This is a genomic window from Actinomyces succiniciruminis (assembly GCF_900002405.1).
GTDB lineage: Bacteria > Actinomycetota > Actinomycetes > Actinomycetales > Actinomycetaceae > Actinomyces > Actinomyces succiniciruminis.
On record NZ_LK995527.1, the window covers coordinates 31,714 to 51,396 of the forward strand.

Consider the following 19,683-nt stretch of genomic DNA (forward strand, 5'->3'; position numbering starts at 1 on the left):
CGTAGGAAATGGCGAGCTTCTACCGGAAGGCACGAACCGTCGTCATCGACCGAAGAAGCCCGGACACGGGAACTCTGTTTTTGCGCAACTGGGCAGACGGAGCCCTAAACCCGGTCACGCCATTACGACCGATCTCAGCACGTAACTTCAACCGATCTCAGCACGTAACTTCCACCGAACTCGGCGAGAGGGGCGGCTCAGGTCAACGGTGCCGCGTTAACGCCCTCCGCCTTGCGAGGACGGGACAGCAGGGCGTCGTTGATCTCCTCCACGGTGGCGGTCCCCTCGACGACGGCGACCACCCCCGCGGTGATGGGCATGTCCACTCCGTGCGCGGCGGCCAGGTCGAGCACGGCGCGCGCGGACTTGGCGCCCTCGGCGACACCACGCGAGGCGGCGGCGGCCTCCGCCACGCTCATGCCCTCACCCAGGCGCCGTCCGAAGGTCTGGTTGCGCGAAAGTGGCGAGGAGCAGGTGGCCACCAGGTCACCCATGCCGGCCAGCCCCGCGAAGGTCTCGGGGTTCGCCCCGAGCGCCAGCCCCAGCCGGGTGATCTCCACCAGTCCGCGGGTGATGATGGTGGCCTTGGAGTTGTCCCCGAAGCCGCGTCCGGCGGTGATGCCGACCGCCAGGGCGATCACGTTCTTGACTGCGCCGCACAGCTCCACACCGAGCACGTCGGTGTTGGTGTAGGGACGGAAGGTGCCGGTCGCGCACAGGGCGGCCACGCGCGCGGCCACCGCCTCGTCCTGCGCCGCCACCACGGTGGCGGTGGGCTGACCGGCGGCGATCTCATCGGCCAGGTTCGGGCCGGAGACCACGGCGATGCGCCGGGCGGGCAGGTCGAGCGCCTCGGCGATGACCTGGCTCATGCGCAAGCCCGTGCCGGCCTCCACCCCCTTCATCAGGGAGACGACGATGGCGTCGTCGTCCAGGGCGCCGCGCAGCGGGGCGAGCACGCCGCGTGCGGTCTGGGCGGGCACCACCACGACGACGAGCCCCGCCCCGGCGACGGCCTCCCGGATGTCCGTGGTGGCGGTGACGGTCTCGGGCAGGGTGATGCCGGGCAGGTAGCGGTTGTTGGTGCCGGCGTTGATCTCGGCGGCGATCTCCGGGCGGCGCGCCCAGATGACGGTGGGGGTGCCGGCCTGGGCGAGCAGGCGGGCAAAGGTGGTGCCCCAGGCACCCGCGCCGATGACGGCGGCCTTGCCGACGACTGCCGGGCTCATGACTGCTGCTCCGGGGCGGTTTCGGGCTCGTCGTCGCCCTCGTCGTCACCCGGGTTGTCGGGCGGCGTGCCCGGCCCGGAGAGGTGCTCGTACTCCGACGGCGCCGGCGGGTCAGGCCGACGCACGCCGATGTTGCCCTTGCCCGGATCGCCGTCGTACTTCATGTCGAAGGGGCGGGGCGCCTTCTCGCCGCGCAGTTGCTCCACCAGCTCGGTGATATGCCGCATGATCTCGGCGGTGGCGGCGCGCACTGCAGCGTGATCGGAGGTGTCCGTGCCGAATTCGGCCAGGTCGAAGGGCTTCCCGATCAGGACGTCCACGTCCTTGCGGGGGAAGGGGCGGAAACCGCTGCCGTAGGCGCCCAGCACGTTCTGGGCGCCCCACTGGCCGATGGGCAGCAGGGGCGCGCCGGTGCGCATGGCCAGGCGGGCGGCGCCGGTCTTGCCGGTCATGGGCCACTGCAGCGGGTCACGGGACAGCGTGCCCTCGGGGAAGATCATGATCGGGTCGCCCGCGCGCAGACGCCGCTCGGCCTCCACCAGGGAATCGCCGGCGTGGGTGGAGCCGCGGTAGACGGGGATCTGACCACCGGCGCTGAAGACGTGGCCGAGGATGGGGATTTCGAACAGCTGGGACTTTGCCAGCGAGTAGATGGGCACGTCCGCATCCACGAGCGCGCGCATGGCGGTGAGCGGGTCCAGGTTGGACAGGTGGTTGGCGACGGCGATGAAGCCGCCCTCGCGGGGAATGTTCTCCACGCCGGTCACATGCTGCTTGGAGACCGCCTTGAGGAACGGAATGATCGCCCCCCTGGCCGCGAACCGGTAGAACGGGGTCATGCGTCGTGTGTTCGCCACATCGGCACTCTACCCACTGGCGTGCGCCGCGGGCGCGAAATGACCGCGGGCCGACCCGGGCGCGGGTATGCGGGCGGCCCGCCGGGACGCTCCGGCGCCGCGGGGCGACCGGCGCCGGACCAGGTCAGGCCAGGCGGGTGACGTTGGCGTCGAGCGCGGCGAGCTTGCTCATGAAGTGCTCGTACCCGCGGTCGATGAGGTTCACGCCCTCCACGCGGCTGGTGCCCTCCGCGGCGAGTGCGGCGATCAGGTGGGAGAAACCACCGCGCAGGTCGGGCACCACGATGTCGGCCCCGTGCAGGGGCGTGGGCCCGGAGATGACGGCGGAGTGGTAGAAGTTGCGCTGCCCGAAACGGCAGGCGGTACCGCCCAGGCACTCGCGGTACACCTGGATGGTGGCGCCCATCTTGCGCAGGGCGCCGGTGAAGCCGAAGCGGTTCTCGTACACGGTCTCGTGCACGATGGACAGCCCCTCCGCCTGGGTCAGGGCGACGACGAGCGGCTGCTGCCAGTCGGTCATGAAGCCGGGGTGAACGTTGGTCTCCACCACGATGCTCTTCAGGTCGCCGCCCGGGTGGTAGAAGCGGATGCCGTCGTCGCGCACGTCGAAGGCGCCGCCGACCTTGCGGAAGATGTTCAGGAAGGTGGTCATGTCGCTCTGGTGGGCGCCGTGGACGAACACGTCACCGTGGGTGGCCAGGGCGGCCGCAGCCCAGGAGGCGGTCTCGATGCGGTCGGGCAGGGCGCGGTGGTTGTAACCGACCAGCTCGTCCACGCCCTCGACGTGGATCGTGCGGTCGGTGTCCACGGAGATGATGGCCCCCATCTTCTGCAGCACGTCCACCAGGTCCATGATCTCCGGCTCGACGGCGGCGCCGCGCAGCTCCGTCAGGCCCTCGGCGCGCACGGCCGTGAGCAGCGTCTGCTCGGTGGCGCCGACGGACGGGTAGGGCAGCTCGATGACGGTGCCGTGCAGCCCATCGGGAGCGGTCAGGCGGATGCCCTGGGGCTGCTTGTCAACGATCGCGCCGAAGCTGCGCAGGATGTCCAGGTGGAAGTCGATGGGGCGGTCACCGATGCGGCAGCCGCCCAGGTCGGGGATGAAGGCCTCACCGAGTCGGTGCAGCAGCGGCCCGCAGAACAGGATCGGGATGCGGGAGGAGCCGGCGTGGGCGTCGATGTCGGCCATGTGGGCGCTCTCGACGCTGGAGGGGTCCAGGCGCAGGATGCCCTCGGCCTGGTCGTAGTCGACGCTCACCCCGTGCAGGGACAGCAGCCCGGAGACGACGTCGACGTCGCGGATGAGCGGCACGTTGTGCAGCACCGACGGCGTGGTGCCCAGGAGGGCGGCGACCATCGCCTTGGGGACGAGGTTCTTGGCGCCCCGGACGGTGATTTCACCGTTGAGCGGGCGCCCGCCCTCGACCTGAAGCAGACCGTCGACCATGCGTACCTCCGAGTGTTCGCGTGAAGATCGGGCGCCGCGGGGATACGGCGTCACCCGCGCCGGACGCGGGTGACCTCAGCATAGGCGGACCGGGCAGGAACGGAAGATGCCGCAGCCCGCTCACAGCGAACGGTGACGTGTCCTTCAACTCAGCGATGTGGCGATGTAGGACGGCGCAGCGGGAATACTCAGGCTCCCGGGCGGAGGAAGGGGTAGCCGACCGGCACGGGCATATCCGCGGAGCGGGCAGGGACCACCCGGGCGTCCGGCTCGTGGCGGGCCGGCAGGGTGCGCGGCTTGTAGGCGGGGCGGGCGTCCTCATAGGCGCGGATGGCGTCCTCGTGGGTGAGGGTCAGCGAGATGTCGTCCAGGCCCTCCATGAGAGTCCAGCGCACGTAGTCGTCGATCTGGAAGACGGTGCGGAAGGAGCCCGCCTCGACGGTGCGCTGCTCCAGGTCCACGGTGATCTCGGTGCCGGGCTCGGTCTCCAGGATCTTCCACAGCTGCTCGGCATCCTCCTGGCTGATGACGCCGGCCACCAGCCCCTGCTTGCCGGCGTTGCCGCGGAAGATGTCGGCGAAGCGGGGGGCGAGCACCACCTTGAAGCCGTAGTCCTTCAGCGCCCACACCGCGTGCTCGCGGGAGGAGCCGGTGCCGAAGTCGGGGCCGGCCACCAGCACGCTGGCGTGCTTGTAGGCGTCCTGGTTGAGGATGAAGTCGGCCTCATTCGCCCGCCAGGAGGCGAACAGGGCGTCCTCGAAGCCGGTGCGGGTGATGCGCTTGAGGTAGACGGCGGGGATGATCTGGTCGGTGTCGACGGCGCTGCGGCGCAGCGGGGCGCCGATGCCGGTGTGGCGGATGAACTTCTCCATGGGTGGCTTCCTTCTCGGGCTGGCGGCGGACGGCGCGGGCGACTCAGGCGGCGAGCACCGGCAGGTCCGCGGGGGTGGACAAGGTGCCGCGCACGGCGGTGGCGGCGGCGACGACGGGCGAGACCAGGTGGGTGCGCCCGCCCTTGCCCTGCCGTCCCTCGAAGTTGCGGTTGGAGGTGGAGGCGGAGCGCTCCCCGGGCGAGAGCTGGTCGGGGTTCATGCCCAGGCACATGGAGCAGCCGGCGTTGCGCCACTCGGCGCCGAAGTCCTTGAACACCTGGTCCAGGCCCTCGGCCTCAGCCTGCAGGCGGATGCGGGCGGAGGCCGGCACCACCAGCATGCGCAGGCCGGGCGCCTTGGTGCGGCCCTTGATGACGGCGGCGGCGGCGCGCAGGTCCTCGATGCGACCGTTGGTGCACGAGCCCAGGAAGACGGTGTCGACCTTGATGTCGCGCAGCGGGGTGCCGGGCTTGAGATCCATGTACTCCAGGGCGCGCTCGGCGGCGCGGCGGCCGGTCTCGTCCGCGATGTCCTCGGGGTTGGGGACGGCGCCGGAGATGGGCAGGCCCTGTCCCGGGTTGGTGCCCCAGGTGACGTAGGGCTCGATGTCGGCGGCCTGCAGGACGACCTCGGTGTCGAAGACGGCGTCGTCGTCGGTGCGCAGCGAGCGCCAGTAGGCGACGGCGTCATCCCAGTCCTTGCCCAGGGGGGCGTGCGGGCGACCCTCCAGGTAGGCGAAGGTGGTCTCGTCGGGGGCGATCATGCCGGCGCGGGCGCCGGCCTCGATGCTCATGTTGCAGATGGTCATGCGGGCCTCCATCGACAGCTGCTCGATGGCGCGGCCACGGTACTCGATGACGTGCCCCTGGGCGCCATTGGTGCCGATCTTGGCGATGATGGCCAGGATGATGTCCTTGGCGCCACTGCCTGCGGGCAGGTCGCCGTCGATGAGCACGCTCATGGTCTTGAAGGGCGCCACGGGCAGGGTCTGGGTGGCCAGCACGTGCTCGACCTGGCTGGTGCCGATGCCGAAGGCGAGCGCCCCGAAGGCACCGTGGGTGGAGGTGTGGGAGTCGCCGCATACAACGGTCATGCCCGGCTGGGTCAGGCCCAGCTGCGGGCCGACGGCGTGGACGATGCCCTGGTCGGCGTCGCCGAGGGAGTGCAGACGCACCCCGAACTCGGCGCAGTTGGCGCGCAGGGTCTCGATCTGGGTGCGGGAGGTGACGTCCGCGATGGGCAGGTCGATGTCGAGGGTGGGGGTGTTGTGGTCCTCGGTGGCCAGGGTCAGGTCGGGGCGGCGGACCTTGCGGCCGGCCAGGCGCAGTCCCTCGAAGGCCTGCGGGCTGGTGACCTCGTGGACGAGGTGCAGGTCAATGTAGAGCAGATCCGGGGCTCCGTCGGTGCCGGGGGCGACTACGTGGTCGCGCCACACCTTCTGTGCCAGGGTCATTCCCATCGCTGCACTTCCTTTCCTAAAGGGGCCGTTCGGCCCGGAGCCGCCCGCATTTGCGGAACCGGCAAACTCCGGGCCGTTTTTCTGACTCCACGCTACTTGAAGTCTCACCACTCGGAATGGCAGTATCAGATTATGGACACTCTGGGTGACATCGAAAGCGGCAGCGGGGTTGGCGTCATCGACAAGGCCGCACTGGTCATGAGCGCCCTCGAGGCGGGCCCGGCCACGCTGGCGCAGCTGGTCACCACCACCCACCTCGCCCGTCCGACGGCGCATCGCATCGCCGTGGCACTGGAGTTCCACCGCCTGCTGGCTCGCGACGCCCAGGGCCGGTTCATTCTGGGACCGCGCCTGAACGAGCTCGCCTCCGCCGCCGGGGAGGACCACCTGCTGGCCGCCGCCGGCCCGGTGCTGGCGGCCCTGCGGGACAAGACGCACGAGTCCGCACAGCTGTACCGGCGTCAGGGGGACGTGCGCGTGTGCGTGGCCAACGCCGAGCGTCCCATCGGGTTGCGCGACTCGATTCCGGTGGGGGCAACCATGTCCATGCAGGGCGGCTCCGGCGCGCAGGTGCTGCTGGCCTGGGAGGAGCCCGACCGGCTGCACCGCGGCCTGGTGGGCGCCCGCTTCAACGCCACCATGCTGTCCGCGGTTAGACGGCGCGGCTGGGCCCAGTCCGTCGGCGAGCGCGAGCCGGGGGTGGCCAGCGTGTCGGCGCCGGTGCGCGGTGCCAGCGGCAAGGTGGTAGCGGCCGTATCCATCTCGGGGCCGATCGAACGCATGGGCCGTCAGCCCGGGCGCGTGCACGGCCCGGTGGTGGCCGCCGCCGCGCGCCGCCTGTCGGAGGTTCTGCGCAACAACGACGAGGGCTGAACCTCTCCCCCCTCCCCTCCCACTTCCTCACCGAGGTCGGTAGAAGCTACGTACCCAGGTCGGTAGAAGTTACGTACCCAGGTCGGTCGATATGGTCGCCGCCTCCGACGCCGATAATGTCCGCGCGCCCCTCGGCTGCCGCCCCGCTCACCCGTACACTCGCCCCATGCGTCGGACCCTGCTCGTCACCAATGACTTCCCGCCCGTCGTCGGCGGCATCCAGTCCTACCTGGACGACTACACCCGGCGCCTGCCCGCCGCGGACCTGACCGTCCTGGCTTCCACCCCGCCCGAGGGCCCCGACGCCGCCGCGGCCTTCGACCGCGAAGCCACCTTCGACGTCGTGCGCATGCCCACCCACGTGCTGCTGCCGACTCCGGACGTGCGCCGGCGCATGCAACAGCTCATCCGTGAGCGCGGCATCGAGACCGTCTGGTTCGGAGCCGCCGCCCCGCTCGGCCTGCTGGGCCGCGCCGCCAAGGAGGCCGGCGCCACCCGGGTCATCGCCACCACCCACGGGCACGAGGTCGGCTGGGGCATGGTGCTCGGGGCCCGCCAGGCCCTGCGCCGCATCTTCCGCGACGCCGACGTCGTCACCTACATATCCGACTACACGCTCGGCGAGCTGCGGCCGCATATGCCCGCGGATCAGGAGGTGCTGCGCCTGCCCAGCGGCATCGACGTCGACCGCTTCCACCCGGACCCCGAGGCGCGCGCCGCGCTGCGCGCCCGGTACCGGTTGGACGAGGCCCCCACCGCCGTGTGCGTTTCCCGGCTGGTCGCCCGCAAGGGGCAGGACGCGTTGATCTCCGCCTGGCCGCGGGTGGTGGAACAGGTTCCGGACGCCCGACTCGTCGTCGTCGGCTGGGGGCCTTATGCGAAGAAACTGGCCCTGTTGCGTCGCTCCTCCCCCGTGCGCGAGTCGATCATCCTGACCGGCAAGGTCCCCTATGAGGAGCTGCCCGGACATGTGGCCATGGGCGATGTCTTTGCCATGCCCTGCCGCACACGCGGGGGCGGGCTCGATGTCGAGGGCCTCGGAATCGTCTTTCTTGAGGCCTCGGCCGCCGGCCTGCCGGTGATCGCCGGGACGAGCGGCGGGGCGCCCGAGACGGTTGCGGAGGGCGTGACCGGCAACATCGTCGACGGCCGGGATGAGGATGCGCTTGTGTCCGCTCTGGTGCGCCAGTTGACCGACCCCGAACTGCGCGCGCGCATGGGGGAAGCCGGACGCGCCCTCATGATCGAGAAATGGACCTGGCCCGGATTGGTCGAGAGCCTCGTGCAGGCGATCGACGCCCGGTAGGGCGTTCGGCCTCAGTGGTTATCAGGGCCGATCTCGGCGGCCGGGGCGGGAGCGGAGGCATGAGAGGCGCGCAGGTCGGCGATCGCGGCCTCGAAGTCGTCTAGGGAGTTGAAGTCGGAGTAGACGGAGGCGAAGCGCAGGTAGGCGACCTCGTCGAGTTCGCGCAGCGGCTCGAGGATCGCCAGCCCCACCTCGTGGGAGTCGACGATGGCGTGTCCCTTGCCGCGCACCGTCTCCTCAACCCTATGGGCCAGCAACGCCAGCTGGTCGTCGGAAACCGGACGGCCCTGGCAGGCGCGGCGCACACCGTTGATCACCTTGTCACGCGAGAACGGCTCGGTGGCGCCGGAGCGCTTGCGCACCGACAGGCTCGCCGCCTCGATGGTGGTGAAGCGCCGCCCACATTTGGTGCACTGGCGGCGACGGCGGATTGAAGTGCCGTCATCCGACGTGCGTGAGTCGACTACGCGCGACCCACTGTGCTGGCAGAAAGGACAGCGCACGCCGACCACCTCCGGTTCTCCGCAATGTGCGTACGGTTCGGAGGTTATGCTTCCGGCGCGCGGATCCGCAAGCGTTTTACCGGGCGCGAGCCCGTCAAACGTGCAGGAGCGGCTCAGCCGGCCGGGACGATGAGCGTCTGTCCGGGCTGCAGGGTGGAACTGGTCAGCCCGTTGAGATCGACGATCTGCGCCATGACCTCGTTGACGTCACCGGCGCCGGTGGCCACGGCGACATCCCACAGGGACTGGCCGGACTGGACGGTGGCGGTGGTGGTCTGTGCCGGGGCGGTGCTGAAGCCGGAGGCGACGATGCCGCCGGCCACCACCAGGACCGCCGCCAGCACCAGGGCGCCGACGACGAGCAGGCGACGTACAGCCACGGGCAGGGCCGCGCGCTCGGCCGACCGCTTAGCGGCCACCTGCTGCGCGGGCCGGCGTTCCTCCCCGCGCTGTACCGCCGCAGTCGGCACTGCACGACGCCCGACCGGCGCCGGTACCGCCCGGGTCCGAGCCGGCACCTGCGCCGACGTCGCGCAAGACCGCGCAGCCGGTGCCGGAGCCTGCGACTGTAGGGCGTTCGCCTGCGGAGCCGACGCCGCGCGACCGAGACGCGCACGGCTGCGCGAGCGCACGGCCGGGTGAGTGGGAGCCAGCTCCTCCAGGGACTGCCGCCGACGCCGCGGAGCAACCGGACGCCGCATCACCTCCGGCGGCGCAGCGACGCGAGGCGACCCCGACGTCGGCTCGGGGTCGGCCTCGACGCCGCCGGTGACCAGACGCAGCCGCGGACGGGGTGCGGGGACGCCTTCGGGTTCGATGGAACGTGCGGCACTGTCGGTGGCAGCGCCGACCGCAAACAGCCTCGAGCCGTGGTGATCCTCGGCAGAAACCAGCCGGAGACGCGGCGGCACTGGGGCGGCGAGAGCACTCATGGAAGCCTCCTAGAACACACGTTCGACGAACGTCTGTTCGATAGATTACCGGTTCACGTCCGACACGTCCAGAGCGTTTTCGAACACATGTTTGATCGCCCGGACGATCGGCCGTAGTCTTGACGAGACAAGGCCATCACGGGCCACCGACATGAATTCGGGCTCCTTAACCGGCACCCGGCCCCGGGCCGCCGGCAGCCCGGGGAGTGAGGGACAGGCGATGAGCGCAACCACCCGCCGGACGGGCCGCCGCGGCACAGACACGGCCCCCGCCGCCCCCGCCGCGGCGCCACCCGTTTGCGACGCCGATTCCGCGCTTTCCGCCGCCGAGGCCCTGGAGTCCCTGGACGCGCGCGCCCGCGCCGTCTACGAGTCGGTATGCGAGGCGGTCGCCGCCCACGGCTACCCGCCCTCCATGCGAGAGATCGGCGCCCGAGTCGGCCTGACCAGTCCCTCCTCGGTCAAGCACCAGCTCGACAAGCTCGAGCGCCTCGGCCTGGTGCGGCGCGACCCCAACCGGCCGCGTGCTCTGGAGGTCGTGGCTCCCGCCGTCGAGCCGGACTCCGACTCCGGCGCCTCCGCGCCTGCGCACGCCACCCCGGCCCTGGAGCCGTCGCTGCCGGTGCTGCCCGGCGTTGCCGATGGGGAGGCCGTGGCCGTGCCGCTGGTGGGACGCATCGCGGCCGGCGCGCCGATCCTGGCCGAGCAGGAGGTCGAGGACGTGCTGGCCCTGCCCCGCCGCCTGACCGGCGACGGCGACCTGTTCATGCTGGAGGTCCACGGCGACTCCATGATCGACGCGGCCATCTGCGACGGCGACTGGGTGGTCGTGCGCGCCCAGCCGGATGCCGACAACGGCGACGTGGTGGCCGCGATGGTCGAGGACGTCGACGGCGCCTCCGCCACCGTGAAGGTGCTCTCCCGCAAGGACGGGCACCAGTGGCTGCTGCCCCGCAACCCCGATTACGCCCCCATTCCGGGCGACGAGGCCACGATCATGGGCAAGGTCGTCACCGTCCTGCGGGCCCTCTGAGCCCCTAGGCGGAAACGTGCACGTGCACGTTGTTCTGACTCGATCCGCGTAAAGCCATGCAGAAGGGGCCGACCCCCGTGGGGTCGACCCCTTCATGCTTGCAGGCGACGCTACGGCCGCCGCGACGGGGACTCAGTAACCGAGCCCGCGAGCCACCTCGCGCAGGCGCTCGGCGGAGGCGGTCAGCCGATCGCGCTCGTCGAGGGTGAGCGGCAGCTCCAGGCGGCGCCCGGCGCCCTCACGGCCGACGATGGTCGGCACCGCCATGCACACGTCGGAGATGCCGTGCCAGTTGTTCAGCAGCGGAGAGATGGTGAGCACGCGCTGCTCATCGTTGAGGATGGCCCCGATGATGCGGGAAACCGCCAGGCCGACGGCGTAGTTGGTCGCGCCCTTCCCCTCGATGATGCGGTAGGCGGAACGGACCACGTCGTGGGCGATGCGGTCGCGCTTCTCCTGATCGAACACCCCGCCGTCCAGGGTCTTGCCCCACTGGGTGATCGGCACGCCACCGATCTCGGTGGAGGACCACAGCGCCACCTCGGAGTCGCCGTGCTCACCGGCGATGTAACCGTGGATGTTCTGGGTGGCGGTGCCGGTCTCGAGGGAGACCAGGTAGCGCATGCGCGCCGTGTCCAGCACGGTGCCGGAGCCGAAGATCTGGTTCTCGGGCAGCCCGGTGATCTTCTTGGAGCAGTAGGTGACAACGTCGACCGGGTTGGCCACCATCAGGAAGATGGCATTAGGGGCGACCTCAACCAGCTTGGGCAGGATCTTCTCCATGATGCCGACGGTCGCGCCCGCGAGCTCGAGACGGGACTGGCCGGGCTTCTGCTTAGCGCCGGCGGTGATGGCCACGACGTCCGCGCCGCGGCAGATCTCCGGGTCGTCCGAACCGGAGACGGCGCCGGCGGAGGTGAACTGAATGCCCTGGGCGATGTCGAGGGCCTCCGCCTCGACCTTCTCCTTGACGATGTCCTGCAGGACGATCTCGCGGGCGACGCCCTTGGTGACACAGGCGTAGGCGAGCGTGGAACCAACCGCGCCGGCACCAATGATGGCGACCTTGGAGGGACGACCGGAGCGGGCCGTCGGGTACGAACCTTGAGCGCTGTTGGTGATGGTGGAGTCTGACACTGTGTTCCTCCGAATCTGGACGGTTGTCAGGTTGGTGAGCTGGCCCACCCACGGCCTAGGGTACGCGGTCGATCTCGGCGCCGCACGGGTACCGGAAAAATCCCCGGATTCAACTGTCGACCACCAGCCGCCCCAGCGCCCCCAGGACGACGTCGCGGTCCCGGGTGGGCCACAGCGGCGGCATGGAGCGGGCCAGGAACGCCCCGTAGCGGGCGGTGCGCAGCCGCGGGTCCAGCACGGCGACGACGCCACGGTCGTCGGCCCGGCGCACCAGCCGCCCCGCCCCCTGCGCCAGCAGCAGGGCGGCGTGGGTGGCCGAGACGGTCATGAAGCCATTGCCGCCGGCGGCGGTGACGGCCTCGCTGCGCGCCTGGGCGACCGGGTCGTCGGGCCGGGGGAAGGGAATGCGATCGATCACCACCAGCCGGCAGGTGCGTCCGGGCACATCCACGCCCTGCCACAGCGAGAGGGTCCCCACCAGGCAGGCGTCCTCATCGGCGGCGAAGGCCTCCACCAGGGTGGGCAGCCGGTCCTCCCCCTGCGCGTACACCGTCAGGTCGGTGCGCTCACGCAGCAGCGCCGCGGCGTCGTCGGCGGCCCGCCGGGAGGAGAACAGACCGAGCATGCCGCCGCGACTGGCCTCGGCGAGCGCCACCACCTCCTCCAGGGCCTCCGCGGAGATGCCCGTCCCGGGGCGCGGCAGGTGGGTGGGGGTGTACAGGATGCCCTGGCGCGCGTAGTCGAAGGGGGTGCCGACGTCGAGTCCCTCCCAGTCGGCGTCCGCCAGCGTGAGCCCGAGGGCCGCCGCCATGGGGTTGAAGCTGCCGCCCAGGGCCAGGGTGGCGGAGGTCAGCACGGCGGCGCGGTCGGCCAGCAGCGTGTCGGCCACCGACCCGGCCACGTCGATGGGTGCGAGGGTCAGGCGCGGCGGATCGGCGCCCATGCGCGGGCGTTCCACCCAGGCGACGTCGCGCCGCTGCGCCACCGAGTCGGAGGTCATGCGCTCGACCACCTCCGTCATGTCGGCAACCGCGGTGCGGGCCAGGGCCACTCCCCCGGCCTCGGCGCCCGCCTGCCCGCCGCCCTGGTTCGCCGCGCGGGCGGCCTCGCGCACGTCGGTGAGCACCTGCCGGCAGGCGGCCTCCAACAGGGTGAGGGCGTCCGCGAGCGCCGGCGGCAGCCCATCGGCCAGGCGCCCGTCGGGCAGTTCGGCCAGGGCCAGCTGCAGGGTCTGCCCGGCCTCCTCCAGTTCGTTGACCAGCACGCCGGCGTGGCGGCGGGCGGTCGCGGCCACGCGTGCCACCGCCGCCGCGGACAGGCTGGCGGTGCCCTGGGAGCGCACCCGGTCGGCCAGTTCATGGGCCTCGTCGACCACCAGCACCTCGTGCTCGGGCAGCACACCGGGGTTGCCGGCCACGGCAATGCCGAGCATGGCGTGGTTGGTGACCACCACGTCCGCCTCCGCGGCTGCGGCGCGGGCGAGCACGGGGAAGCACTCGTCGTGCAGGGGGCAGCTGCTGCCCAGGCACTCTGCGGCAGTCACGGATGCCTGCGCCCAGGCGCGGTCGGAGACGCCGGGCACCAGGTCGTCGCGGTCCCCGGTGTCGGTCTGTTCGGCCCACTGGCGCAGGCGCACCACCTGCTCACCCAGGCTCTGCTCGGCGCCCTCGCCGATGCGGGCGCGGGGTGTGGCCGCGGCGGCGGAGAAGAGGGTGTCGGCGTCGTCGTCGGGGTAGCCGCCGGCCAGGCGGTGGCGGCACAGGTAGTTCTGCCAGCCCTTGAGCAGGGCGACGCTGGGGCGGACGCCGGTGGTGCGCTCGACGGCGTCGGCGGCCAGCGGGGCGTCCTTGGTGAGCACCTGGCGCTGCAGGGCGAGGGTGGCGGTGGACACGACGGTGCGTTCGCCGGCGTCGACGGCGTGCACCATGGCGGGCACCAGGTAGGCCAGCGACTTGCCGGTGCCGGTGCCGGCCTGCACCAGCAGGTGACCGCCGGAGGTGATGGCCCGGGTCACGCGGCGGGCCATCTCGATCTGCCCCTCCCGCGGGCTGCCTCCGAGTGCGTTCACGGCGGCGTCCAGTGCGGCCCGGGTGCGCGCCTGCTCCGTCGTACCCGACGCGCCCGGGTCGGCCGAGGACGTGCCGGCCGGGGCGGCGGCGTCCTTTTCCGCCCGGTCCGCCGGGGCGGGCGCACTCATCTCACGCACGGCTCTCACCCGGCGTCGACGGCGGTCAGTTCGGCCGCCAGGGCGGCGTCCACGCGAGCGACCACGTGAGTACCGGCCTCCACGTATTCGACGGCGGTGATGTCGCCGTCGGCGTGTACGCGGGAGACCAGGTCGCCGCGCGAGTAGGGGACGACGACGTCCACGGCCACGTCCGGGTGCGGCAGCATGGACTCGATGCGGCTGCGCAACTCCTCAAGCCCCTGGCCGGTGCGTGCGGAGACGACCACGGCGCCGGGCAGGCGGGTGCGCAGGGCGGCCAGGGTGACCGGGTCGGCGAGGTCGGCCTTGTTCAAGGCGATCAGTTCGGGCACGTCCAGGGCGCCCGGGATGTCGGCCAGGACGGCGTGGACGGCGGCGATCTGGCCGAGCGGGTCGGGGTGGGCGGCATCGACGACGTGCAACAGGACGTCCGCCTCGGCGACCTCCTCCAGGGTGGAGCGGAAGGCCTCGATCAGTTCGTGCGGCAGGTTGCGCACGAAGCCGACCGTGTCGGTGAGGGTGTAGATGCGCCCGTCGGCGGCCTCCGCCTTGCGGACGGTGGGGTCCAGGGTGGCGAACAGGGCGTTCTGCACCATGATGTCGGCGCCGGTGAGGCGGTTCATGAGGGAGGACTTGCCGGCGTTGGTGTAACCGGCGATGGCGACCGAGGGGATGGGGCCGCGGCGCCGGGAGCCGCGCTTGACCTCTCGGGATGGGGCCATTGCGCGGATCTCGCGGCGCAGCTTGGCCATGCGCTGGCGAATGCGGCGGCGATCCAGTTCGATCTTGGTCTCACCGGGGCCGCGCGAGCCGATGCCCTGACCGCTGGCGACGCGTCCGCCGGCCTGCCTGGACATGGACTCGCCCCAGCCGCGCAGGCGCGGCAGCAGGTACTCCAGCTGCGCCAGCTCCACCTGGGCCTTGCCCTCCCGGGACTTGGCGTGCTGGGCGAAGATGTCCAGGATCAGGGCGGTGCGGTCCACGACCTTGGCGTCCACCACGTCCTCCAGCGCGCGCCGCTGGGAGGGGGCGAGCTCACCGTCGATGATGACCGTGTCCGCGCCGGAGTCGGCGACCATCTGGGCCAACTCCTTGGCCTTGCCGGACCCGAGGTAGGTGGCCGGGTCGGGGTGGTCGCGGCGCTGAATGAGGGCGTCGAGCACCTCGCTTCCGGCGGTCTCGGCCAGGGCGGCGAGTTCACGCAGGGAGGTCTCGGCATCCTGGGCGGCGGTGGTGTACGCGGCGCCGTTGGGGTGCGGGCCGGCCGGATGCGCGTTCGCCCCGGCGCGGCCGCCCGCCGCGCCGGGCTGGGGCAGTTCGAGGCCGACTAGGATGACGCGCTCGAGGCGAACCTGCCGGTATTCGACCTCGCTAATGTCCTCCTGATCGGTGGACAGTCCCACTACGCGGCGGGTGCCGGCGCGGGCCTCGCGTTCCAGGGCGCCGGCGTCGGACTCGTGGTATTGCGGGCGGCCGGAGGTGGAGGCCAGGGCGGTGCCGGCGCGGGAGCGGACCCGGGAGGCGAGCGCCGCGGCGGGGTCGGTGTCGTTGGGAAGACCGGCGTCGTTGTCGGCGGTGACGGCGCCGTCGGCGCTGTCGTTGACGGCGGGGTTGGCGTGGTCGGCGGAGTGGCTGTGGTGCTGCGTGTTTTCCATGCGGACTCAAATGCTACTGCCTGGCCACTTCCCTGCCGAGTGTCCACGGGGCCCCGTTCGCCGTAGGCGGTCGCGCCGAACGCAGCCGCGTCGATACGCTCGGGCGGTGAGTTCCCGCGAGTCCGACGTCCCGGAGACCGGCGACCCCACCTCGGCCGACGGCCCCGCCGCGGCCGGCCCCAGTCCGGGCGCCGCCGGCCCCAATCCGGGCGCCGCCGGCGCCGCTGTCCCGGGCGTGCCGTCGTCCCCACAGCCGTCGCTGCGTGCCCTGGTGACCACGCCGGTGGGGCACCTGGCCACGGCGATGCTGGTGGTCGAACTGCTTGCGGGCATGCAGACCTACATCAACCAGACGGTGCTGCCACTGGTGGCCACTGATCTGGGCGCCCGCGCCCACTACGGGCTGGTGACGGCCGCCGCCATGGTGCCGACCTTCCTGACCATGCCGCTGGGCGGCAGCATGCTGGCCCGTTGGCGGGCCGACCGGCTGATGACCGTGCTCACCGCCGTTCTCGTGGCCGGGGCCGTCACCGGGGCGCTGGCCCCAAGCGTGGGCGTGTACGTGGCCGGCGAGGTGCTGCGCGGTCTGGCCGCCGGGGCGTTGGCAACGGTGAGCATGGGCGTGCTGGTGGCGGGGCTGCCGGAGACGTGGCGGCGACTGTATCTGGCGGCGGGCTCGGCAACCTGGATCGTGTCCTCCATCCTTGGCCCGGGCTATGCGGCCGCGGTCTCGCAGACGTGGGGCTGGCGCTGGGCGCTGGTCGCCTACGTGCCGCTGCTGGTGGCGGCACGGCTGGTGATGGCCCGTGAGATCCGCGGGCTGCACGTCGAGGACGACGAGGCCCGCCCCCCGCTGGTGCCGGCGCTGGCGATGGCGGCCGGGGTGGCGGGCATCGGGGCGGTGCCGGCGGCGTCGGCCTGGTTCACGCCCGTCGGGGCGGCCGGGTTGGCGGCAGTGGTGTGGGCCTGCGCCCGGGTGTTCCCCGCCGGGACCATGCGGCTGGCGCCGGGGCGGCGGGCGGCCCTGGCCACGCTCGCCTGGCTGTGCGCCACCTACTTCACGCTCGACTACCTGGTCTCGCCCGCTGCCCACGACGTGCTGGGCCTGGGCCCGGCGGCGGTCGGCTGGGCGCTGACCTGCGCCGGGCTTACCTGGTCCTCGATCGCCATCTGGACGGCGGCGCATCCCGCCCGCGAGCCGCGCCGCTTCCGGGCACGTGTGGGCGCGGGCGGGGCCTGCTTCGCCGTCGGCGGCGCACTCATGACGTTCACCTTCGCCGGAGTGACACCCTGGTGGTGCCTGCACGTCGGCTTCGCCACGGCCGGAACCGGGATGGGCCTGACGCACCAGGACACGATGATTCGCTGCGTGACCGCTCCGGAGGACCTCGGCGGGGCGCCCGACGACATCTCCCAGGCACGAATCGCCACCTCCGTGACGGTGGCGAACGCAGCCGGCGCCGCCGCCCTGGGAACGCTGACCACCGCCTTCATCGCGCCGTCGGCTGCGGGCGTGCAGGCGGGCCTGCTGGTACCGACGACGGCGATACTCACCCTGGCGCTCACCCTCACCCCGCTGCTGGCCCGCCGGGCGGCCTGAGCGGGCCGATCATGACCGGCCGAGCGCGCGCCCGGTAGGGTCGGGCACGTGAGCGAGCAGCACTACTTCACCGCCTCCCCCGAGGCGCCCGCCGAGGAGCGGCGCCATCACTTCGTCATCCGCGGCACCGAGCACGACGTGACCACCGCGTCCGGCGTGTTCTCCGCCGACCGGCTGGACCTGGGCACGCGCGTGCTGCTGAAGCAAGTGCCGCATCCGCCGCAGACGGGCACCTTCCTGGACCTGGGCTGCGGCTGGGGGCCGCTGACGCTGGCCCTGGCGGACGCCGCCCCACAGGCCACCGTGCTGGCCACGGACGTCAACGAGCGCGCCGTCGAGCTGACCGGCCGTAACGCCGCCGACGCCGGGCATACCCGCGTGCGCGCCGTGACCGCCGACGCGCTACTGGCGGAGCTGCGCGGTGCCGACACGCGGCTGGACCTGATCTGGTCGAACCCGCCCATGCGGATCGGCAAGCCGGCGCTGCACGCGCTGCTGTCGGATTGGCTGGGGCTGCTCGCCGACGACGGCGAGGCCTGGCTGGTGGTGCAGAAGAACCTCGGCGCGGACTCGCTGGCCAAGTGGCTTACCGATCAGGGCTGGCAAGTGGAGCGCGCGGCCTCCTCCAAGGGCTACCGTCTCCTGCGCGTCACCCACTGACCCCACCGAGATCGGTAGAAGTTACGTCCCGAGATCGGTAGAAGTTACGTGCCGAGATCGGTCTAGGCCGCATGCCGCATCCGAAGCCGCTACAGCCCCACAATCTCTCCGCGCAGGAAGGTGACCGCCGCGCCCGCCAACGCGCACCGCTCGCCGTCGACCGTGCAGCGCAACTCACCACCGCGCGCGGAGGCCTGCCAGGCGCGGATACGCGACTTGCCCAACTGCTCTGCCCAGTACGGGGCGATGTGGCAGTGCCCGGAGCCGCAGACCGGATCCTCCGCGATCCCTAGCGACGGGGCGAAACTGCGCGATACGCAGTCGAACTCGAGCCCCTGCGCGGTCGCGTGGCACAGCGGCCCCGGCAGCAACTCGACCCGCCCCAGGTCCGGCGTCAGGCCGCGGACGGTCGCCTCGTCGTCGAACACGCACAACAGGTCGCGTCCCATCCACGCCTCAGAGGGACGCGCACCGAGTGCCGCCTCCATCTGATCGGTGACCTCGACGCGGCGCAGCCGGTAGGCGGGGAAATCCATCTCGTACCTGCCCTCGCTTCGACGCACGGTAAGGCGGCCGCCGAGCGTTTCGAAGGAGACGACGTCGTCCCCGGCCCCGAGCTCGCCCAGCAGCACGTGCGCGGTCGCCAACGTGGCGTGACCGCACAGGTCGATCTCGCCGCCCGGAGTGAACCAGCGCAGGCGCCACGCCGCCCCCTCACGCACGCAGAATGCGGTCTCAGAAAGATTGTTCTCCCGCGCAATCGCAAGCATGAGCTCGTCGGTGGGCCAGGCCTCGGGCAGACAGACGGCGGCAGGGTTGCCCGCGAAGGGACGGTCGGTGAAGGCGTCGACGACGAACTGGCGCATGCGCCAAATCCTAGCGTCGGCTACCCGCGGCGTTCCCGGGCGACTCCCGCGGTTACGACGGCGATCCCGCGACGGCGCAGTGCAGCTGCCAGTACACCGCAACCCTGCTTGAGTTTGCCGCTGTGAGTGCCGTCGTAGATGGTGCGCACGCCGCAGGACGGACTGCGCTCCTGCAGCACCGCGGCGGGGCAGCCCATCTGCGCCGCCACAACGGCGGCCGCATTGGCGCCGCGAACAAAGGCATCGGTGACATCCTCGCCGTCACGAGTGATCACGCGCGCATGCCCGTCGAGCACGTCTTCGCCGTCGCCACCCACAATCTCGGCGGGTGGCCGTGGGACGGGCAGACCACCCATCAACTCGGCGCACAACGGCAGGGCCAGCCCCTCGGCAGCCAGGCCGGCGACGTCGCGATCCGGCTTCGCACCGCCGTCGTACCGGCACTTGAAGCCCGCCAAGCATGCGCTGACAAGCAGTGGACCGCCCTGGGAGGAAGAATTCACGCTGAACAGCCTAGCGGCCCGAAGCAGTCCGACGTCGAGCACACTACAATTCGAAACAGAAGCCGTTCCGAACAAGTTATCATCACCGAGATGAGTCACTTTGTTCTTCATGTTTCTCAAGCCGATCGCTGGCCGGCCGCACTGAGTAACCTGGCCAATATGACCGAACTCGGCTTGGCTGACGCCATCACGGTGATGGTCAATGGAACAGCGATCTATGCGATTCAGGGCACCAACGATTGGACGGCCGCAATGGAGCGGGCCGCTGCTGCCGGCGTCACCTTCGAAGTTTGCTCACGTTCAGTGGCCAACCACGCCCTCCCCGTTGAGACTCTGCCATCATGGTTCCGCGTCGTACCGGCCGCGATACCTGCAATTGCGGAATACGTCCGCGCCGGGGCGACCTACATCAAGCCATGACGCCCTGGGAGGAACAACCCTCCTGTGCCGGTCTCGGCATGTAACTACCACCGACCTCGGCACGTAAGTTCAACCGACCTCGGCACGTAAGATCAACCGACCTCGGCGAGAAAGAGGCGGGGCGA

At 71.4% G+C, this 19,683-nt stretch carries 18 protein-coding genes; 6 read left to right on the top strand and 12 right to left on the bottom strand.

Going from position 1 to position 19,683, the window contains the following annotated elements:
* Positions 1-197: 197 nt before the first annotated feature.
* The 5 genes from BN1056_RS10845 to leuC all read right to left on the bottom strand — a co-directional run bounded on the left by BN1056_RS10845 (position 198) and on the right by leuC (position 5,864).
* A complete protein-coding gene (locus BN1056_RS10845; protein WP_210581143.1) occupies positions 198-1,229 on the bottom strand; it encodes an NAD(P)H-dependent glycerol-3-phosphate dehydrogenase in 1,032 nt (343 codons plus the stop codon).
* A complete protein-coding gene (locus BN1056_RS10850; protein WP_210581145.1) occupies positions 1,226-2,068 on the bottom strand; it encodes a lysophospholipid acyltransferase family protein in 843 nt (280 codons plus the stop codon). Before BN1056_RS10850 ends, BN1056_RS10845 begins: the two co-directional genes overlap by 4 nt.
* Before the next feature lie 142 nt (positions 2,069-2,210).
* Positions 2,211-3,533: a UDP-N-acetylglucosamine 1-carboxyvinyltransferase gene (gene murA, locus BN1056_RS10855; RefSeq protein WP_210581147.1), complete on the bottom strand. Its 1,323-nt coding sequence runs from the start codon at positions 3,531-3,533 to the stop codon at positions 2,211-2,213.
* A 188-nt stretch (positions 3,534-3,721) separates the two neighbouring features.
* Positions 3,722-4,405: a 3-isopropylmalate dehydratase small subunit gene (gene leuD / locus BN1056_RS10860; protein ID WP_210581149.1), complete on the bottom strand. Its 684-nt coding sequence runs from the start codon at positions 4,403-4,405 to the stop codon at positions 3,722-3,724.
* 43 nt (positions 4,406-4,448) lie between these two features.
* Positions 4,449-5,864, bottom strand: a complete 1,416-nt coding sequence (gene leuC / locus BN1056_RS10865) for a 3-isopropylmalate dehydratase large subunit (protein ID WP_210581151.1) — start codon at positions 5,862-5,864, stop codon at positions 4,449-4,451.
* Positions 5,865-5,996: 132 nt separating this feature from the next.
* Here leuC and BN1056_RS10870 point away from each other — a divergent pair, with 132 nt between their 5' ends.
* Both BN1056_RS10870 and BN1056_RS10875 read left to right on the top strand, forming a co-directional pair.
* Positions 5,997-6,737, top strand: coding sequence for an IclR family transcriptional regulator (locus tag BN1056_RS10870; RefSeq protein ID WP_073327279.1), 741 nt, complete (start codon positions 5,997-5,999; stop codon positions 6,735-6,737).
* Positions 6,738-6,903: 166 nt separating this feature from the next.
* Positions 6,904-8,043: a glycosyltransferase family 4 protein gene (locus tag BN1056_RS10875; protein WP_210581154.1), complete on the top strand. Its 1,140-nt coding sequence runs from the start codon at positions 6,904-6,906 to the stop codon at positions 8,041-8,043.
* Between the two features lie 11 nt (positions 8,044-8,054).
* On the opposite strand, the gene nrdR is transcribed toward BN1056_RS10875, so the two are convergent.
* A complete protein-coding gene (gene nrdR / locus BN1056_RS10880) occupies positions 8,055-8,546 on the bottom strand; it encodes a transcriptional regulator NrdR (protein WP_210581156.1) in 492 nt (163 codons plus the stop codon).
* 113 nt (positions 8,547-8,659) lie between these two features.
* Positions 8,660-9,016, bottom strand: coding sequence for a LysM peptidoglycan-binding domain-containing protein (locus BN1056_RS14800; protein ID WP_244671665.1), 357 nt, complete (start codon positions 9,014-9,016; stop codon positions 8,660-8,662).
* A gap of 682 nt (positions 9,017-9,698) precedes the next feature.
* On the opposite strand from BN1056_RS14800, the gene lexA reads away from it, so the two are divergent.
* The gene (gene lexA / locus BN1056_RS10890) at positions 9,699-10,511 is read left to right on the top strand and encodes a transcriptional repressor LexA (protein WP_210581158.1); all 813 of its coding nucleotides are present in this window, start codon (positions 9,699-9,701) and stop codon (positions 10,509-10,511) included.
* Positions 10,512-10,643: 132 nt separating this feature from the next.
* Here lexA and BN1056_RS10895 read toward each other — a convergent pair whose 3' ends face one another.
* The 3 genes from BN1056_RS10895 to hflX all read right to left on the bottom strand — a co-directional run bounded on the left by BN1056_RS10895 (position 10,644) and on the right by hflX (position 15,509).
* Entirely contained in the window at positions 10,644-11,648 is a 1,005-nt protein-coding gene (locus BN1056_RS10895) for an L-lactate dehydrogenase (protein ID WP_210581160.1), read from the bottom strand.
* A gap of 109 nt (positions 11,649-11,757) precedes the next feature.
* The gene (locus tag BN1056_RS10900) at positions 11,758-13,845 is read right to left on the bottom strand and encodes an ATP-dependent DNA helicase (RefSeq protein ID WP_210581201.1); all 2,088 of its coding nucleotides are present in this window, start codon (positions 13,843-13,845) and stop codon (positions 11,758-11,760) included.
* A 14-nt stretch (positions 13,846-13,859) separates the two neighbouring features.
* Positions 13,860-15,509 carry a GTPase HflX gene (gene hflX, locus BN1056_RS10905; protein ID WP_210581162.1) on the bottom strand — a complete coding sequence of 550 codons (1,650 nt, stop codon included), beginning with the start codon at positions 15,507-15,509 and terminating at the stop codon, positions 13,860-13,862.
* Positions 15,510-15,615: 106 nt separating this feature from the next.
* Between hflX and BN1056_RS10910 the strand changes: the two genes are divergently transcribed.
* Together BN1056_RS10910 and BN1056_RS10915 are read left to right on the top strand one after the other, a co-directional pair.
* Positions 15,616-17,109, top strand: a complete 1,494-nt coding sequence (locus BN1056_RS10910; protein ID WP_244671666.1) for an MFS transporter — start codon at positions 15,616-15,618, stop codon at positions 17,107-17,109.
* 48 nt (positions 17,110-17,157) lie between these two features.
* Complete coding sequence (locus tag BN1056_RS10915) at positions 17,158-17,769, top strand: class I SAM-dependent methyltransferase (RefSeq protein ID WP_210581165.1); 612 nt, start codon at positions 17,158-17,160, stop codon at positions 17,767-17,769.
* A gap of 89 nt (positions 17,770-17,858) precedes the next feature.
* Here the strand turns inward: BN1056_RS10915 and BN1056_RS10920 are convergent, their stop codons facing one another.
* Both BN1056_RS10920 and BN1056_RS10925 read right to left on the bottom strand, forming a co-directional pair.
* Positions 17,859-18,635, bottom strand: a complete 777-nt coding sequence (locus BN1056_RS10920) for a PhzF family phenazine biosynthesis protein (RefSeq protein ID WP_244671667.1) — start codon at positions 18,633-18,635, stop codon at positions 17,859-17,861.
* 20 nt (positions 18,636-18,655) lie between these two features.
* Positions 18,656-19,138 (bottom strand): 2-thiouracil desulfurase family protein, encoded by a 483-nt coding sequence (locus tag BN1056_RS10925; protein ID WP_244671668.1) that lies wholly within the window; start codon positions 19,136-19,138, stop codon positions 18,656-18,658.
* Positions 19,139-19,228: 90 nt separating this feature from the next.
* Between BN1056_RS10925 and BN1056_RS10930 the strand changes: the two genes are divergently transcribed.
* Positions 19,229-19,558, top strand: a complete 330-nt coding sequence (locus BN1056_RS10930; protein WP_210581169.1) for a DsrE family protein — start codon at positions 19,229-19,231, stop codon at positions 19,556-19,558.
* The last annotated feature ends 125 nt before the right edge of the window (positions 19,559-19,683 follow it).

Bases quoted from the DNA above. Each gene is read 5' to 3' on its own strand.
- BN1056_RS10845 (WP_210581143.1), bottom strand. From the start codon at position 1,229: ATGAGCCCGGCAGTCGTCGGCAAGGCCGCCGTCATCGGCGCGGGTGCC.
- BN1056_RS10850 (WP_210581145.1), bottom strand. From the start codon at position 2,068: ATGACCCCGTTCTACCGGTTCGCGGCCAGGGGGGCGATCATTCCGTTC.
- murA (WP_210581147.1), bottom strand. From the start codon at position 3,533: ATGGTCGACGGTCTGCTTCAGGTCGAGGGCGGGCGCCCGCTCAACGGT.
- leuD (WP_210581149.1), bottom strand. From the start codon at position 4,405: ATGGAGAAGTTCATCCGCCACACCGGCATCGGCGCCCCGCTGCGCCGC.
- leuC (WP_210581151.1), bottom strand. From the start codon at position 5,864: ATGGGAATGACCCTGGCACAGAAGGTGTGGCGCGACCACGTAGTCGCC.
- BN1056_RS10870 (WP_073327279.1), top strand. From the start codon at position 5,997: ATGGACACTCTGGGTGACATCGAAAGCGGCAGCGGGGTTGGCGTCATC.
- BN1056_RS10875 (WP_210581154.1), top strand. From the start codon at position 6,904: ATGCGTCGGACCCTGCTCGTCACCAATGACTTCCCGCCCGTCGTCGGC.
- lexA (WP_210581158.1), top strand. From the start codon at position 9,699: ATGAGCGCAACCACCCGCCGGACGGGCCGCCGCGGCACAGACACGGCC.
- BN1056_RS10900 (WP_210581201.1), bottom strand. From the start codon at position 13,845: ATGAGTGCGCCCGCCCCGGCGGACCGGGCGGAAAAGGACGCCGCCGCC.
- hflX (WP_210581162.1), bottom strand. From the start codon at position 15,509: ATGGAAAACACGCAGCACCACAGCCACTCCGCCGACCACGCCAACCCC.
- BN1056_RS10920 (WP_244671667.1), bottom strand. From the start codon at position 18,635: ATGCGCCAGTTCGTCGTCGACGCCTTCACCGACCGTCCCTTCGCGGGC.
- BN1056_RS10930 (WP_210581169.1), top strand. From the start codon at position 19,229: ATGAGTCACTTTGTTCTTCATGTTTCTCAAGCCGATCGCTGGCCGGCC.